The 15,127-nt window shown below is 72.3% G+C and carries 15 protein-coding genes; 9 read left to right on the forward strand and 6 right to left on the reverse strand.

Annotated features, from left to right (window positions below; genetic code table 11):
- Positions 1 to 105: 105 nt before the first annotated feature.
- From ACFVHK_RS07150 to ACFVHK_RS07175, 6 genes are all read right to left on the reverse strand, one after another.
- Positions 106 to 1,953 (reverse strand): hypothetical protein, encoded by a 1,848-nt coding sequence (locus ACFVHK_RS07150; RefSeq protein WP_376928194.1) that lies wholly within the window; start codon positions 1,951 to 1,953, stop codon positions 106 to 108.
- 311 nt (positions 1,954 to 2,264) lie between these two features.
- Complete coding sequence (locus ACFVHK_RS07155; RefSeq protein ID WP_155053148.1) at positions 2,265 to 2,705, reverse strand: Hsp20/alpha crystallin family protein; 441 nt, start codon at positions 2,703 to 2,705, stop codon at positions 2,265 to 2,267.
- A gap of 592 nt (positions 2,706 to 3,297) precedes the next feature.
- Positions 3,298 to 3,954 carry an FMN-dependent NADH-azoreductase gene (locus ACFVHK_RS07160; RefSeq protein WP_376928195.1) on the reverse strand — a complete coding sequence of 219 codons (657 nt, stop codon included), beginning with the start codon at positions 3,952 to 3,954 and terminating at the stop codon, positions 3,298 to 3,300.
- 498 nt (positions 3,955 to 4,452) lie between these two features.
- Complete coding sequence (locus ACFVHK_RS07165; protein WP_376928196.1) at positions 4,453 to 4,965, reverse strand: methylated-DNA--[protein]-cysteine S-methyltransferase; 513 nt, start codon at positions 4,963 to 4,965, stop codon at positions 4,453 to 4,455.
- Positions 4,966 to 5,278: 313 nt separating this feature from the next.
- Entirely contained in the window at positions 5,279 to 6,118 is an 840-nt protein-coding gene (locus ACFVHK_RS07170) for an SDR family oxidoreductase (RefSeq protein ID WP_376928197.1), read from the reverse strand.
- Complete coding sequence (locus tag ACFVHK_RS07175) at positions 6,115 to 6,708, reverse strand: hypothetical protein (RefSeq protein WP_376928198.1); 594 nt, start codon at positions 6,706 to 6,708, stop codon at positions 6,115 to 6,117. The genes ACFVHK_RS07170 and ACFVHK_RS07175 overlap by 4 nt, the downstream gene beginning before the upstream one ends.
- A gap of 91 nt (positions 6,709 to 6,799) precedes the next feature.
- On the opposite strand from ACFVHK_RS07175, the gene sigJ reads away from it, so the two are divergent.
- The 9 genes from sigJ to ACFVHK_RS07220 all read left to right on the forward strand — a co-directional run bounded on the left by sigJ (position 6,800) and on the right by ACFVHK_RS07220 (position 15,106).
- The gene (sigJ, locus tag ACFVHK_RS07180; protein WP_376928199.1) at positions 6,800 to 7,843 is read left to right on the forward strand and encodes an RNA polymerase sigma factor SigJ; all 1,044 of its coding nucleotides are present in this window, start codon (positions 6,800 to 6,802) and stop codon (positions 7,841 to 7,843) included.
- 31 nt (positions 7,844 to 7,874) lie between these two features.
- Entirely contained in the window at positions 7,875 to 8,561 is a 687-nt protein-coding gene (locus tag ACFVHK_RS07185; protein WP_376928200.1) for an O-methyltransferase, read from the forward strand.
- Positions 8,562 to 8,786: 225 nt separating this feature from the next.
- Positions 8,787 to 9,056 (forward strand): DUF1876 domain-containing protein, encoded by a 270-nt coding sequence (locus tag ACFVHK_RS07190; RefSeq protein ID WP_129233140.1) that lies wholly within the window; start codon positions 8,787 to 8,789, stop codon positions 9,054 to 9,056.
- Between the two features lie 120 nt (positions 9,057 to 9,176).
- Positions 9,177 to 9,587 carry a nitroreductase family deazaflavin-dependent oxidoreductase gene (locus ACFVHK_RS07195; protein ID WP_376928201.1) on the forward strand — a complete coding sequence of 137 codons (411 nt, stop codon included), beginning with the start codon at positions 9,177 to 9,179 and terminating at the stop codon, positions 9,585 to 9,587.
- 219 nt (positions 9,588 to 9,806) lie between these two features.
- The gene (gene ppsA / locus ACFVHK_RS07200; protein ID WP_376928202.1) at positions 9,807 to 12,206 is read left to right on the forward strand and encodes a phosphoenolpyruvate synthase; all 2,400 of its coding nucleotides are present in this window, start codon (positions 9,807 to 9,809) and stop codon (positions 12,204 to 12,206) included.
- A gap of 445 nt (positions 12,207 to 12,651) precedes the next feature.
- Entirely contained in the window at positions 12,652 to 12,837 is a 186-nt protein-coding gene (locus tag ACFVHK_RS07205) for a hypothetical protein (RefSeq protein ID WP_129233137.1), read from the forward strand.
- An 83-nt stretch (positions 12,838 to 12,920) separates the two neighbouring features.
- Positions 12,921 to 13,379 (forward strand): DoxX family protein, encoded by a 459-nt coding sequence (locus tag ACFVHK_RS07210; RefSeq protein WP_376928203.1) that lies wholly within the window; start codon positions 12,921 to 12,923, stop codon positions 13,377 to 13,379.
- Between the two features lie 178 nt (positions 13,380 to 13,557).
- Positions 13,558 to 14,637: a response regulator gene (locus tag ACFVHK_RS07215; protein ID WP_376928204.1), complete on the forward strand. Its 1,080-nt coding sequence runs from the start codon at positions 13,558 to 13,560 to the stop codon at positions 14,635 to 14,637.
- A 280-nt stretch (positions 14,638 to 14,917) separates the two neighbouring features.
- A complete protein-coding gene (locus ACFVHK_RS07220) occupies positions 14,918 to 15,106 on the forward strand; it encodes a YciI family protein (RefSeq protein WP_376928205.1) in 189 nt (62 codons plus the stop codon).
- Positions 15,107 to 15,127: the final 21 nt, after the last annotated feature.

Raw genomic sequence — 15,127 nt, forward strand, 5'->3', positions numbered from 1 at the left:
CTGAAACCCGGTACTCCCGCTCTTGTCTCACGGCTCGGCCGGACGCGGGCCACACGCTACTCGCGGTGGCGGCCGCGCCACCCGGGCCGAAGGTCCCGGGGCCCGTCAGTCCACGCCGAGCGCGCGACGCGCGTGGCGGTACTTCTCGGCGAGGCGCGCCTGCTTGGCGAAGTCGAGGCGGCGCAGCCGCCAGGGCGCGGTGTTGTCGTCGATGTCGGCGAGCTTGACGCGCAGCGCGACCGGATGGCGCCGGATGCGCGCGTAGTACTCGTCGGGCGTGATCTCGGGCCGGCGCGTGAGGAGCTCGACGACGCCGACGACCTCGAGCAGCACGCCCGCCTCGAACAGCTCGCGCGAGGTGATCGGCGTGTCCTCGAGCACGTCGTGCAACCACGCCGCCGCCGCCGCGATCGGGTCGGTGACCGGATCGAACCGCTCGGCGATACGACCCGGATGGTCGATGTACGGCGTGCCGCTCTTGTCGAGCTGGCCGCGGTGCGCGGCGAACGCGATGCCCTTCGCGAGCGCGACCTGCGCGACGGCGTCGAGCGCGGAGAGCGACCCGTGCGAGCGCGGCGCGGCCGGGTGCGGCGCGGCCGGCTCGTGGGCTGGGGCGTCGGCGTCGGCGTCGGCGTCGGCAACGGCGTCGGCAAAGGATGCCTCGGCAGGCACGGCATCGGGCCGTGCCGTGGTCGCGGGGCTGGGCGCGAGCGCCCGGTCGGATGCCGCCGGGTCGTGGACGGCGGCCGGGTGGACTCCGTCGGCGGCGCCGGCCTCGGCCGTAGCGGTGCGGCCATCGACGACGGCGTCGGTTTCGACAGCGGCGTCGGGTGCGGCAGCGTATTCGGCCTCGGCTTCGGCCGGCGACTCTTCTCGGGCCGGCGGCTCGGCTTCGGCGTGCGGCTCGGCCTCGGAGGGCAACTTGGCTTCGGCCGGCGATCCGGCTTCGGCGGGCGACTCGGCTTCGGCGGGCAACTCGGCCCCGGCCGGCGACTCGGTTCGGGCCAGCGACTCGGCTCCGACGCGTAATCCGGCTCCGACCGGCGATCCGGCGTCGGCGGGCGACTCGGCTCCGGCCGGTGACTCGGCTTCGTCCCCCGCGTCTGCGTCGCGGTCCGCAGGGGCACCCGCGGCGGCATCCGCGTCGTCGGCGGGCACGCCGGCCGACGGCTTCGGCACCACCGGCTCGAACGTCGAGCGCCGCGGCCCCGGCGGCACGTCCGCATCCGCGTCCGCGTCCGCGTCCGCGTCCGACGACTCGACCGCCGCAGCAGACCCAAACGATTCGGAGTGGGCGCGATCCGCTGCGGCCTCGGCCGGCGCGGCGTCGGCGCCCGACCCGAGGGCGTCCGCGGAGCCGCCGGCCGCGGCATCCGTCGTCGCATCGACCGCGCCTGGCGCGGTCACCGGCACGATCGCCAACGGACGCGTCGCCTCGAGCGACGCCTTCTTCGCTGCGGCGACCTCGGCGATCGGGTCGCGACCGTCGAGCGGCCGCACGAAGATGAGCGCACCCTCGAGCTCGCGCAGCTCGTGCTCGCCGATCTCGAGCAGGGATCGCGTTCCGCTCTTGCGTCGCTGCTCGAACGAGAGCTCGTCGACCTCGATGAAGTGCGAGCCGTCGCGCGAACTGAAGTAGCGGCGGCTGGAGCCATCGGTGATCGCGACGATCACGGCCTCGTAGTCGCCGCTGGGCTGCAGCGAACTCAGGAAATACCGGCGCCGGTCGGGATCCGCGTGCTCGTCGGAGTCGAGCACGACCGTCGCGGCGCGGCGGCGCGGACGGCGTCCCGGGCTCGCGCTCGCACGCATGGCCCAGCGATCCCGCTCGAGCACGCCGACCTCGTCGGACGCGCCCCCGTCGCGCGAGCGTCGGCCGCGCTGAGCGTGGCCCGGGCGGTCGCCGGGCGCACCGAAGTCGGGCATGGGCTCGTCATCGGCGGGGGCTCTCAACGGGGTGCTCCGAGGGGATCGGGGGCGTCGTGTCGGCGGAGCGGCGGGGCGCCGCGGGTCGGCGTGGGGTGGCGGTCGGGTGCGCGGGCTCGCGCGTACGCCGATCGTACGGCTTCGACCGATTCTCCGCTGCCCTTCACGCGCGGTTCGGCCGAACTCGACCGGACGGTCACGGGCCGCGGCCGCCCGCGCAGTGCCGGGCGGCCCGGGCGGCGTCACGAACCCGGCCGGACACACGGCGGCGGGGCGGATGCCGCGCATCCGCCCCGCCGTGCCGGTCGGCCCGACGACCCCTCGCGGGGCGCGCCGGGTCAGCTGCCGCTGGAGGTCACCTCGGGCGTGACGACGTCGTCGGCCGCGGAGCGCACCTCGACCTTGCGCGGCTTCGCGCGCTCGGACACCGGGATGATCACGCTCAGCACGCCGTTGTCGTAGTGGGCGCTGATGCCGGTGGTGTCGATGCCCTCGCCGAGGGTGAGCTGGCGCAGGAACGACCCGCTCGGCCGCTCGTGCACGAGCCACCGCACGTTCTCGTCGTTGCGCAGCGTGCGCTCGGCGCGGATGGTCATCAGCTGGCCGTCGACGTCGATGTCGATCGAACCGGGGTCGACCCCGGGCAGGTCGGCGGACAGGACGTAGTGGTCACCGTCGCGGTGCAGGTCGATCGGCATCATCCGCGGGCCTCGGCTCGAGTCGATCATGCTCGCCGCGAGACGGTCGAGGTCGCGGAACGGGTCCCAGCTCATTGCCATGAGCGTCTCCTCTCGTGAGATCTGGAGTTGAGTCCCCTCGACTCAACTTGATCCGAGATTAGCACTCTCGACGTGAGAGTGCTAAGACTTTGGGCCCGCCGTTCGCGGAGGGCGATCACGCCGGCCGGGGGGCCGCGCGGGCGCGCGCGCGGCCCTCCCGGGCCCCGGCCGGTGTCGCGGCGGACGCGCGGGCTCGGGTATCCGCATTCGCAGGATGAGCCGCACTACGGGACCTCTTGCGAGGCCGTGACGCGGCTCATCCTGTTTTCGCGTCCCACACTCGTCTCAATACGCGCAGATCGCTCGAAGGCTTCACTCGGCGCAGGCTCGGGCAGCCGCGTTCGCAGGATGAGCCGAACCATGTGCCCTCGCTCGACCCCGTGACGCAGCTCATCCTGCGTTCGCGTCCCACACCCGTCTCAATTCCCGCGCTCGCGCGCAGTTTCCACTCGGCGCGCGGGGCTCGCCCCCTGAATTCGCAGGATGAGCCGGCCTATGGGTCCCCGTTCGGAGCCCGAGACGCGGCTCATCCTGCGTTCACCGGCAGGACCGACGCGCCCGGGCGCGAGGTACGGCCGATGCCGAGAAACCGTCAGGCGGCGGCGCCGCCGAGCGTGGCCCAATCCTCGGAGCCCGCGACGCGCAGGACCTCGTCGATCGCGTTCGTGGTCGAGGCCGTGCGGAACTCCGGCGAGACATCCATCGTCTGCGCGTTCACGAAGGTCACGTCGGTGATGCCGACGAATGCGAAGATCGCACGCAGGTACGGCTCCTGGAAGTCGAAGGCATGCAGCGGGCTCGCCTCGGAGTAGTCGCCGCCCCGCGACGTGACGACGACCATCTTCTTGCCGTGCACGAGGGGGAGCGCGCGGCCGAGTTCGTCGTAGCGGAACATGTATCCCGGCTGCACGATGCAGTCGATGTAGTACTTGAGCGCGTAGGGGATGCTGAGGTTCCACATCGGCGTGGAGATCACGTAGGCGTCGGCGTGCGTGAACCGGTCGATCTCGCGCTCGATCTGCTTCCAGGATTCGGCGTGGCTCTTGTCGATGGGCTGGCCGACCATCAGCGTGTACTTCGCCTCGATGTTGTCGCCCGCGATGGCGGGCAGGTCGGCCTGGAACAGCTCGACCTCCTCGACCTCCAGGTCGGCGATCCGCTCGCCGAGCGCGTCGAGGAGCGCGTTCGAGACCCGGAGCGTGTTGGATGCCTGGCTGCGCGGGCTGGCGATGATGTGGAGCAGCTTCATGACGTGCCTCTTCCGATGGGTCCTGCACGGGCGTTGGGGGCTTTGCTCACCGCGCTCGGGCCTCAGCGGTGACGTCACCGTATCGCCGCAGTGTTTCCGGCGTGTCTCGATCAGGTACCTTCTGATCGGCGCGATCCGGACGCCGCTCTCCGTCGCGTGACGCGGCGTCGGCGCGGCCGTCGCCTTCGGGCAGGGCGGATGGTGCGTTCGCACCGCGCGGGTCGGGGTCGCGCTCGACCCGACCCGACCGACCCGGCCGAATACGCAGGATGAGGCGGATCATGGGCGTACATGAGGCGCCGCAGCGCGTCTCGTCCTGCATTCGCACGGAACGGCGCTCGGCGCTCGGCGCTCACCGCACGCCACGCCCCCCATCCAAGTGCGACTTGTGCGTTCGAGTACGGAACCAACCCGCACTCCAACGCAGAAACCGCACTCCGGTGAGACCAGGTGACAGAGGTGACAGGTGACGGATGACGCCGCGGCGCCCGCGGCGCGTCAGAAGAGGCGGCGCTGCGCGACGACCTCGGCGCCCTCGAGTTCGAGCAACCGACGCTTGCGCTCGAGCCCGCCGGCGTAGCCGGTGAGCGACCCGTCGGCGCCGACCACGCGGTGGCACGGCACGATGATGCTGATCGGGTTCCGCCCGACGGCCCCGCCCACGCGCCTTGCGAGGTTCCGGCCGCCGAGCCGGTCGGCGAGCTCGCCGTACGCCACGGTCTCGCCGAACGGGACCTCGCGCAGCATCCCCCACACCGCATGCTGGAACTCGTCGCCGGTCGGCGCGAGCGGCAGGTCGAAGCGGATGCGTCGCCCCGCGAGGTACTCGTCGAGCTCGACGCCGAGCCGGCGGAACAGCGGATCGTCGGCGGCATCGACGACGATGCCGAGCGACTCCGGGGCGGGCGGATGCCAGTGGCCCGGGAAGTACAGCCCCGCGAGCCCGCCGTCGTCGGCGACCACGAGCAGGTCGCCGATCCCGGTCGTGAGCGTGGCGTGGCGGCGGGGCATGCGTCGATTCTCGCGCGTCGCGCGGCGCGCGAGGCGGAGTTCGGTGGCGGGAATCGGACGTGGCGGTCGCATCGCGCGTACGGGGATGCCGGCTTGCGCTGCGCCTCGCCTCGCCGAGTTCGCAGGATGACGCCGCTCATGGGCGCCGCCGACGACGGATGACACGGCTGGTCCTGCATACTCGGCCGACCGATGCGCCGGGCTCGCGTCGCGCGGTCGATGCCACCAGCGGGTTCGCAGGATGAGCCGCCTCACGCACCTCTTGCGAGGCGGATGACGCGGCTCATCCTGCATACCCGCCGCCGCGAGGCCGTCAGCCCCTCGCTCGCGGGCCGTCGGCGCGGGAACCCCGAGCGGATGCCGCGGCATCCGCCCGCGCCCCGATCGGCGTGTGGTCGGCAGACCGCAGCCACTCGTCGAACGTGATCGCCGCGTGGTCGGCGTCGGCGCCGCCGCGCAGCGCGCCCGACGCCGACGCACGCCCGTACGGCCCGGGCAGCGGGAACTCGAGCACGGGCCGCCGGACGCCGTCGTGCGCGAACATGCGCCGCACCATCTCGGCGAGCCGTTCCTCGCGCGGACCGGCCAGGTCGCGGGCCCGTCCGATCGCCCCGGCCTCGGCGACCTCGACGAGTCGCACGCCGACCTCGCGCGCCGAGACCGGCCGGTAGCGCCCGACGGGGATCGGCGTGAGCATCCGTCCGAGCGACAGCCGCGCCGTCATCTGCTCGGCGAACTCGTGGAACTGCGTCGCCCGCAGGATCGTGTGCGGCACGTCGGCGGCCGCGACGAGCCGCTCCTGCGCGTGCTTGCCCGCGAAGTAGGCGGCGTCGGCGCCGTCGATGCCGACGATCGACAGTGCGACGTGGTGGCCGACCCCGGCGTCGCGCTCGGCGCGCAGCAGGTTCTGCGTGACGGCGGTGAAGAACTCGCGCGCCCGGCTCGCCGAGGTGGTTCCCACGCTCGTGACGTCGATCACGGCGTCCACCCCGTCGAGGGCGGCCGCGAGCGACGAGCCGGCAGGCCCGGTGCCCCGCTCGAGGTCGTGCCCGGTCCGGCGGGTCAGGGACAGGATGTCGTGCCCGCGCGCCTCCGCGGCGGCGACGACGTGACGTCCGACGACGCCGGTCGCTCCGGCGATCGCGATCCTCATCGCGTCACCTCCGTCGTGCGGGCGGGTTGGGCCGGCACGGATGGCGGGGCGCCCACGTCGGCGGGATCCGACGTCCGGGCGTGCGGCGCCCCCGACGTACCGTCCGCCGCCCCCGGGGTCGCGACATCCAGTGCCGCCGCGCCATCCGCGCCCGTCGCGCCATCCGTCGACGCCGCGGCATCCGCTCGCCCTCGATCGCGCCCCGGGATCAGCAGCACGACGCCGAGCGCGAGCGCGATGGTGAGCGAGGTGATGGCGGCGATGTCGTCCGCGGCGTCCTGGTGGCCGAGGTGCGTGACGTGGTGGCCGAGGTGCAGCGCGCCGAAGACCGTCCAGGCGAGGCCGAGCGCGCGGAACAGCGCGGGGGTCCGCCAGACGAGTCCGGCGACGCTCGCGACGCCGAGCCCGAGGTAGAGGGCTCCGACGTCGCGGATCAGGTGCTCGTTGAAGGGCCCGTCGGTCGAGATCCAGGTGCCGAGCACGCCGGGGAAGGAGTCGTAGAAGGAGCGGGGCGCGAAGCACGCCCAGCCGCCGACGAGGAACGCGATGGCCGCCGATGCTGCGAGCGCGGCCGTGTGGATTCTGCTCATGCCAACCTGACGAAACGGCGGCGCGATGTGTGAGGCGCCTCACGATTCCGGGCGCGGTGTCGTCATGCTGGTGAAGGGAAGGGGAACGACGATGACGGATGACCCGGGGCGGACCGCCGGCCACGGCACCGATGACCGCGCCCGCGACGACCGCGCCCGCGACGACCTCGCCGACGTGGTCGACGAGCGCCGACGCCTGCTCGCGCTCGCGTACCGCATGCTCGGCACGACCGGCGATGCCGAGGACGCCGTGCAGGAGACGTACGTGCGCTGGTACCGGATGTCGGACGCCGAGCGCGCCGCGATCGCGAACCCGCAGGGCTGGCTGACGCGCGTCGCGGGACGCGTGTGCCTCGACCTCCTCGGCACCGCGCGGGCCCGGCGCGAGCGGTACGTCGGCCCGTGGCTGCCCGAGCCGCTGCCCGCGGGCTTCTTCGCGGCCGGGACCGGCGCGGCCGCGACATCCGCTGCGACCGCCTCAGCCGGTGTCGGAGACGGTTCGGTAACCGCCCAGACCGATGTCGCGGCCGACCCGCTCGACCGGGTGACACTCGACGAGGCGGTGTCGAGCGCGCTGCTCGTCGTGCTCGAGGCGATGACGCCGCCCGAGCGCGTGTCGTTCGTGCTGCACGACGTGTTCGCGGTGCCCTTCCCGGAGATCGCCGAGATCGTCGGCCGCTCCCCCGCCGCGGTGCGGCAGCTCGCCACGTCGGCCCGTCGGCGCGTCGCGGCCGAACGCTCCCGCCGGGTCTCGCGTGCGGAGCACGACGCCGTGGTCGCCGCCTTCGCGGCCGCCGCGCAGGCCGGCGACCTCGCCGCGCTCACCCGCGTGCTCGACCCCGACGTGATGCTGCGCTCGGACGGCGGCGGCGTCGTCTCGGCGGCGCGCAAGCCGGTGCTCGGCGCCGAGAACGTGGCGCGGTTCCTGCTGGGGCTGCTCGCGAAGAACCCGAGCGACCGGATCGAGCCGCGGGCGACGACGGACGGCACGGGCTTCGCGGTGGTCCGCGGCGGCTCCCTCATCGGCATCGTGAACCTCAACGTGGTCGCCGGGCGCGTCGTCGACGTGTGGATCGTGATGAACCCGGAGAAGCTCGGGGCCTGGCTGGACTGTGGCCGTTCGGCACCCCGTTGACGCCGCACCCCACCCGGACGATGCTGACGCCATGACCGAACCCACCCTCGAGAACTGGCGCCGGGTCGACGATTACCTCGCGGCGACCCTGCTCGACGACGACCCCGACCTGGTCGCCGCGCGTCGCGACTCGCTCGCCGCGGGCCTCCCGGCGATCGAGGTCACGCCGCTCGCCGGCGCGTTCCTCACCCTGCTCGCGCGCATGACGGGAGCCCGACGTGCGCTCGAGATCGGCACCCTCGGCGGGTACTCGACGATCCACCTGGCCCGCGGCATCCGCCCCGGCGGCCAGGTGGTGACGCTCGAGCTCGAGCAGCGGCACGCCGCCGTGGCCCGCGCCAACCTCGAGCGGGCGGGGGTCTCGGACCGGGTCGAGATCATCGTCGGCCGCGCCGCCGACTCGCTGCCCCTCCTCGCCGAGCGCCTCGCCGGGCAGGGCGAGGAGCCGTTCGACCTCGTGTTCATCGACGCCGACAAGGAGTCGAACGCGCTCTACCTCGATTGGGCGATCCGGCTGGGGCATCCGGGCACCGTCATCGTCGTCGACAACGTCGGGCGCGGCGGCGAGGTCGCCGACGCGGGCAGCGTGGACCCGATGGTGGTCGGCACGAGGCGCGGCCTCGAGTTGCTGGGCAGCGACCCGCGGGTGGATGCCACGGCGCTGCAGACCGTCGGCGCGAAGGGGTGGGACGGGCTCGCGATCGGGCTCGTGCGGTAGCGCGCGGGCGGTGGCGCGGGTGCGGTGGCGCGGTCATCTCGCGCAAGGTCCGAGTTCGCAGGATGACGCGCCCGAGCCATCCGCTCACGCCCCCATCGCCCGGCTCATCCTGCGAATCCGCACCCGCATCGCCGCCGGGTGGACACCTTGCACGGACTTGCCGCCGCCCTCCGGCCCCGTCGCTACGCTGACGATGGAACCGACCGGGGAGGGGTGGTGAGTTCCATGACTGCGACGAAGCAGTGGAGCGTCACCGTCGACATCGACGAGCAAGAGGACACGACGTGGGCGCACGTCAGCCTGCACACGCCCGCGGGCCTGGACGTGACCGGCGACGGCCACGCGCAGCGCAATCCGCTCGATCCGAGCGTGCCCGAGATCGGCGATGAGCTCGCGGTCTCGCGCGCGCTCCGCAACCTCGCCGAGCGGATGCTGCACACCGCGGAGAAGGACATCCGCGGCGCGACCGGGCAGCCGGCGCACCTGCACCGGTAGGTCGGGCGGGCACCGCCCGCTCCGGCGACGACGACGGATGCCGCGGCACGGCGCCCGCACGCACCGCGAACCGCGGGGCATCCGCTCGACGCCGCGTTCGGTGCGCCGTACGGTCGGAGCATGGCGATGGGACGGTTCACGCGCGGGTGGCTGACGTTCATCAAGCACACGCTGAACCACGTCACGCTGGGGATGGCGCGCCGCGGCATCCCGCCGTTCTCGTTCGTGCGCACCGTGGGGCGCAGGAGCGGCCGTACGTTCGAGACGCCGCTGATCCTGGCGCGCGTGCCGGGTGGGTTCGTCGCCGAGCTCACCTACGGCGACGAGGTGAACTGGTACCGCAACCTCATCGCCGCGGGCGGCGGCACCGTGGGCTGGAAGCGTCGCGAGATCGCCGTCGAGGCGCCCGAGCCGATGGCGACGGATGCCGGTCTCCGGGCGTTCGGGCCGCCCGCCGAGTGGGTGCTCAGGCTGCTCGGCCGGCACGAGTTCCGGCTGCTGCGCGAGGCGACGCCGCCCGCTGGGGCCTGACGGCCGCGCGCACCTCGCCACGCACCCGATCGTGTAATACGCACGAAATATTCACGCGTTCTTTGCGTGTCAGGCAGGTCAATGGCGCGATTTCCGCACGATTCGCGTAATTTCCTCGATTCTTTCGCGCCGTTCTGGCAGGGGCGCGCTCCATTCGTGAGGCAATCTCGAATCACCGGAACACCCCGGTCCCCGCCACTTCACGAAAGGGAGTCCACCGTGACCACCAACATCCTCTGGCTCTCCGACCTCGGCCTCGACGACATCGGGAAGGTGGGCGGCAAGAACGCCTCACTCGGTGAACTCATCCACAACCTCGGGGCTGCGGGCGTGAACGTGCCCGAGGGCTTCGCCACCACGGCCGACGCCTTCCGCACGTTCCTCGCCCAGACCGGCCTCGAAGACCGGATCGCCGCGACGCTCCTCGGGCTCGACAGCTCCGACACCCTGGCCCTGGCTCGTGCCGGCCGCACCATCCGCGAGGACATCATCTCCACCCCGCTGCAGGAGGACCTCGAGGCCGAGATCCGGTCCGCGTACGCGGCGCTGACCGAGGGCGAGGACCCGGATGACCCGGTCTCCTGGGCCGTGCGATCGAGCGCGACGGCCGAGGACCTCCCCGACGCGTCCTTCGCCGGCCAGCAGGAGACGTTCCTCAACATCCGCGGCATCGACCAGATCCTGCGCGCCGTGCACGAGGTCTTCGCGTCGCTCTACAACGACCGCGCGATCTCGTACCGCGTGCACCACGGCTTCGCGCACCTCGACGTCGCGCTCTCGGTGGGCATCCAGCGGATGGTGCGCAGCGACCTCGCCTCCTCCGGCGTGATGTTCACGCTCGACACCGAGTCGGGCTTCTCGAACGCGGTGCTCATCACGTCGGCGTACGGACTCGGCGAGGGCGTGGTGCAGGGCGCCGTGAACCCCGACGAGTTCGTCGTCTACAAGCCGGCGCTGAACGCCGGGCGCCCCGCCATCCTGAAGCGGACGGTCGGCGAGAAGGCCACGAAGATGATCTACACGAAGTCGAAGACCGTCGGCCGCACCGTGGAGTTCGTGCCGGTGACCCCGCCCGAGGCGCGACGCTTCAGCCTGAACGACGCCGAGATCGAGGAGCTCGCCCGCTACGCGGTGAGCATCGAGAAGCACTACGGCCGCCCCATGGACATCGAGTGGGCGAAGGACGGCATCGACGGCCGCCTGTACATCGTGCAGGCCCGACCCGAGACGGTCGTCGCCCGGCGGACGGGTCGCACGGAGCGGTTCAGCCTCGACGAGCGCGGCACCGTCATCGCCGAGGGGCGCGCGATCGGGCACAAGATCGGCGCCGGGCCGGCGCGCGTGCTCACCTCGATCGAGGACATGCACGAGTTCAACCCGGGCGACGTGCTCGTCGCCGACATGACCGACCCCGACTGGGAGCCGGTGATGAAGATCGCCTCGGCCATCGTCACCAACCGCGGCGGGCGCACCTGTCACGCCGCGATCATCGCCCGCGAGCTCGGCGTGCCCGCCGTCGTCGGTGCGGGGGATGCCACCTCGGCCCTCGTCCACGGCCAGCAGGTCACCGTCTCGTGCGGCGAGGGCGAGACCGGGTACGTCTACGACGGCACGCTCGACTACTCGATCGAGTACACCGACCTCGGCGACCTCCCCGAGATCCCGACGTCGGTGATGATGAACGTCGGCACGCCCGAGCAGGCGTTCAACTTCGCCCAGACCCCGAACGACGGCATCGGCCTGGCCCGCCTCGAGTTCATCATCAACCGCCAGATCGGCATCCACCCGAAGGCGCTGCTCGACGTCGACGACCAGGCCCCCGAGGTGGCGAAGGAGATCCGCCGGCGGATCGCGCCGTACTCCGGCGCACGCGACTTCTTCGTCAAGCGCGTCGCCGAGGGCGTCTCGACGCTCGCGGCCGCGTTCGCCCCCAACCCGGTGATCGTGCGGATGTCGGACTTCAAGTCGAACGAGTACGCCAACCTGATCGGCGGCGAGCGGTACGAGCCCGACGAGGAGAACCCGATGCTCGGGTTCCGCGGCGCGTCGCGCTACGTCTCGCCCGGGTTCCGCGAGTGCTTCGACCTCGAGTGCCAGGCGCTGAAGTTCGCCCGCGACGAGATGGGGCTGACGAACATCAAGATCATGATCCCGTTCGTGCGCACGATCGCCGAGGCCGAGGCCGTCATCGCGGCGCTCGCCGAGAACGGCCTGGTGCGCGGGCAGAACGGACTGCAGGTCGTGATGATGTGCGAGGTGCCGAGCAACGCGGTGCTCGCGCACGACTTCCTCAACCACTTCGACGGATTCTCGATCGGCTCGAACGACCTCACCCAGCTCACGCTCGGCGTCGACCGCGACTCGGCCGAGATGTCCCGCGTGTTCGACGAGCGCGACCCCGCGGTGCTGAAGCTGCTGAGCATGGCCATCGAGGCGTGCGTCTCGCGCGGCAAGTACGTCGGCATCTGCGGCCAGGGCCCGAGCGACCACCCCGACTTCGCCGAGTGGCTCATGGCCCAGGGCATCTCGTCGATCTCGCTGAACCCCGACACGGTCGTCGAGACGTGGCAGCGACTCGGCCGGATGGAAGCGGCGAAGCGGGAGGCCGCGCTGGTCTGAGGCGGGGCTGAGCGCCTCGCTGAGGGGCGGCAGCGGATGCCACGGGGCTGCGCGGGTGCACGAGCACTCGCGCGGCCTCGCTCGCGTTCCCGCCGAGCGCGTGCCCACCCGCTGCTGCTCCCCGCCCCGCGGCCCGCCCTCTCGTCGCCCTCGCGGGTTGCCGCTTTCCCCGGAAACTCAGATAGCGAAAGGCGCAGAAGTGGCATTACGACGAGCGGAGCGCGTCCCACGTGGAAGATCTCTGCACTGATCGTCGCGAGGCAAGAGGCATCCGACTTCGAACCGGCGTCGTGAGGGTCGCGTGGGCGGATGCTCGCCCGGACGCGACCTGCGACGGGTGTCAAGCCCTGCCGGTGCCGCGCAGATCGGGCGAGGCTGGAACGGAGATCACGCGACGGCCGCGCGGCTCGGACCGCGTCGCCGTCCCCGAGGAAGGGAGCCGCTGATGAGCGACACGGATCGATCAGCCGAGATGCCCGAGCGACCCGACGGCTACGAGGACGCTCGGGAGCGCACCGAGGATCCGGACGAGGTGCGCGACGGCAGCACGTCGGAGACCGGCGACGCCCAGCCCATGAGCGAGTCGACGGACGGCGGGCTCGACGGCGGCGACCCCGGCGTCGAGGAGTAGGCGGCGCTTCGCGCGGGCGCCCTGCCGGAACCGGCGCGGGGCCCCGGCCGCCCATCAGCGCGCACGACTGCCAGACTGGCCCGATGCCGACCCGCACCCGACGCCCCGCGCGAACCCGACGCCCCCGCCGACCCGGTCCGCTCACCGTCATCCGCACGGTCGCACGCTGGGTGCTCGCGGGCATGCTGGTGTTCGCCGGGCTCTCGCACTTGTTCTGGGCGCGGAAGGGGTTCCGCATCGCGGTGCCCGACTGGGTGGCGACCGAGCCGGCCGACAAGGATGCCGTCGTGATCGCGTCGGGCGCGGCCGAGATCATGCTCGGCACGGCCGCGATCGCGCTCCCCCGCGAGCGCCGTCGCGTCGGCCTCGCGATCGCGGCGTTCTTCGTGGCGGTGTTCCCGGGCAACATCCACCACTGGCGCACCGGACGTTCGGTGCCGCTCATGCGCACGGACCGGGCGCGGTTCCTGCGGCTGTTCCTGCAGCCGGTGCTCGTGGCGTGGGCGGTCTGGAGCACGATGCCCGACCGCGCGCGGCGCTGACGCCGTCGCCCCCGAGGACCCGCCCCGAACCCCGGGAGGGCGAGCCTGATGCCGCTCGTCGAGATCGGTGGACAGCCTGGCCGACCCGCCGATACGATGCCGCCAAGTTCCCTCATATGGCTGGTCAGGCGAAATATCCGTCGAACGACGGTTCGATGCTCGTTCCGTGGGAGGAATCATGGGGGGAAACAGCGCACGGCACCAGCGGTTCTGGGTCTCGATCGCCGGCGCCGTGGCGGTGCTCGCCGGGGCGGTGGTCTCGGTCGTCGTCACGCTCGGCGAGAACGGCTGGCCGCGGTGGCCCCAGGCGTTCCAGCTGATCCTGTTCATGTTCGCCGCGGTCGCCGTCGCCGGCATCCTCGGGTTCATCTTCGGCGTGCCGCGGGCGCGCCCCGTCGTCGCCCGGGTCGATGCCGACCGATCCGGGGATGCCGCGGACGACGACCGCACGGCGTTCATCAGGTTCGAGCCGAACTCGAACCTCGAGCAGATCTCGGACTGGCTGACGAAGATCCTCGTCGGAGCGGGACTGGTGCAGTTGGCGGCGGTGCCGGGCGCCCTCCGCAGCATGGGCGACTACCTGGGCGGCGACCTCGGCGAAGCCGGTCCGCAGGTGACGGTCGCGATCGTCCTCTACGGCTTCGGCGTCGGCTTCCTGCTCGCCTACCTCTGGGCGAGGCTACGGCTGCGGGTGCTCCTCGAGACGAGCGAAGCGGATGCCCAAGAGGAGTCGAGACGCGACCTGCTGGTCCGCCGCCTGTCCAACGCCTCGAACGACGCGGAGGACGCGGACTCGCGTTCCGACATCACCCGCGCGGCGCGGAGCGCCGACCGCATCGCCCGCAACGCCGGGTCGTTCACCTCCCTGCTGTGGGTCGATGATCGACCCGACAACAACGTCGAGCTCATCCGGGCGTTCCGCGACCTCGACATCGAGGTCCGGCTCGCCACGTCGACGGAGGAGGCCCTCCGCGCCCTCGACGGAGCGGAGTTCGGGTTGATCATCAGCGACCTCGGCCGCAAGGAGAACGGCGCGTTCAAGTCGATGGCCGGCCTCGAACTGATCGAGCAGGTGGTGCAGCGAGGCGAAGCGCATCCGCCGATCTTCATCTACGCGAGTTCCCGCGGAATGCGGAACGCGGAGCGGCTCCGCGAGGCCGGGGCGACCCTCGTGACCGCCTCGCCGTCTGAGCTCTTCGACCGGACCGTCAGGACGCTCGCGAGCGACGTCAACTGGCCGACAGCCGTCGCGGAGTAGGCCGCCGCCGCGGCGCCCCGTGTCGATCGACCCGCTTCCCGTTCGACGTCTTCAGTGAGGGCGACATCCGCCCGCCACGAGAGGACAGACCGATGACCCAGTACTTCCTGACCATGCCCCACGACTCGGCCGACGAGCCGACCATGGAGTCCATGCAGGCCGTGGACCCGGCCGAGCTCGCCTCCGTGATGGCCGCGGTCGACGAGTTCAACACCGCGCTCGTGGAGTCGGGCGCGTTCCGCTTCGCCGGCGGCCTGCACCGCCGTCGACCGCGAAGACCGTGGATGCCTCGGGCGCCGAGCCGCGCGTGCTCGACGAGCCGTTCGTCGAGGCGCCCCTGTACGTGGGCGGCTTCTGGGTGATCGAGGCGGCCGACGAGACGGCGGCGGTCGAGTGGGCGACTCGTGCGTCGCGCGCGCTTCGGACGCCGATCGAGGTGCGGGCGCTGCAGGGCGAGCCGGGGTCGTGATCGAGATGCCAATTGCGGCCG

The organism is Agromyces binzhouensis (assembly GCF_042672355.1).
Lineage (GTDB): Bacteria > Actinomycetota > Actinomycetes > Actinomycetales > Microbacteriaceae > Agromyces > Agromyces binzhouensis.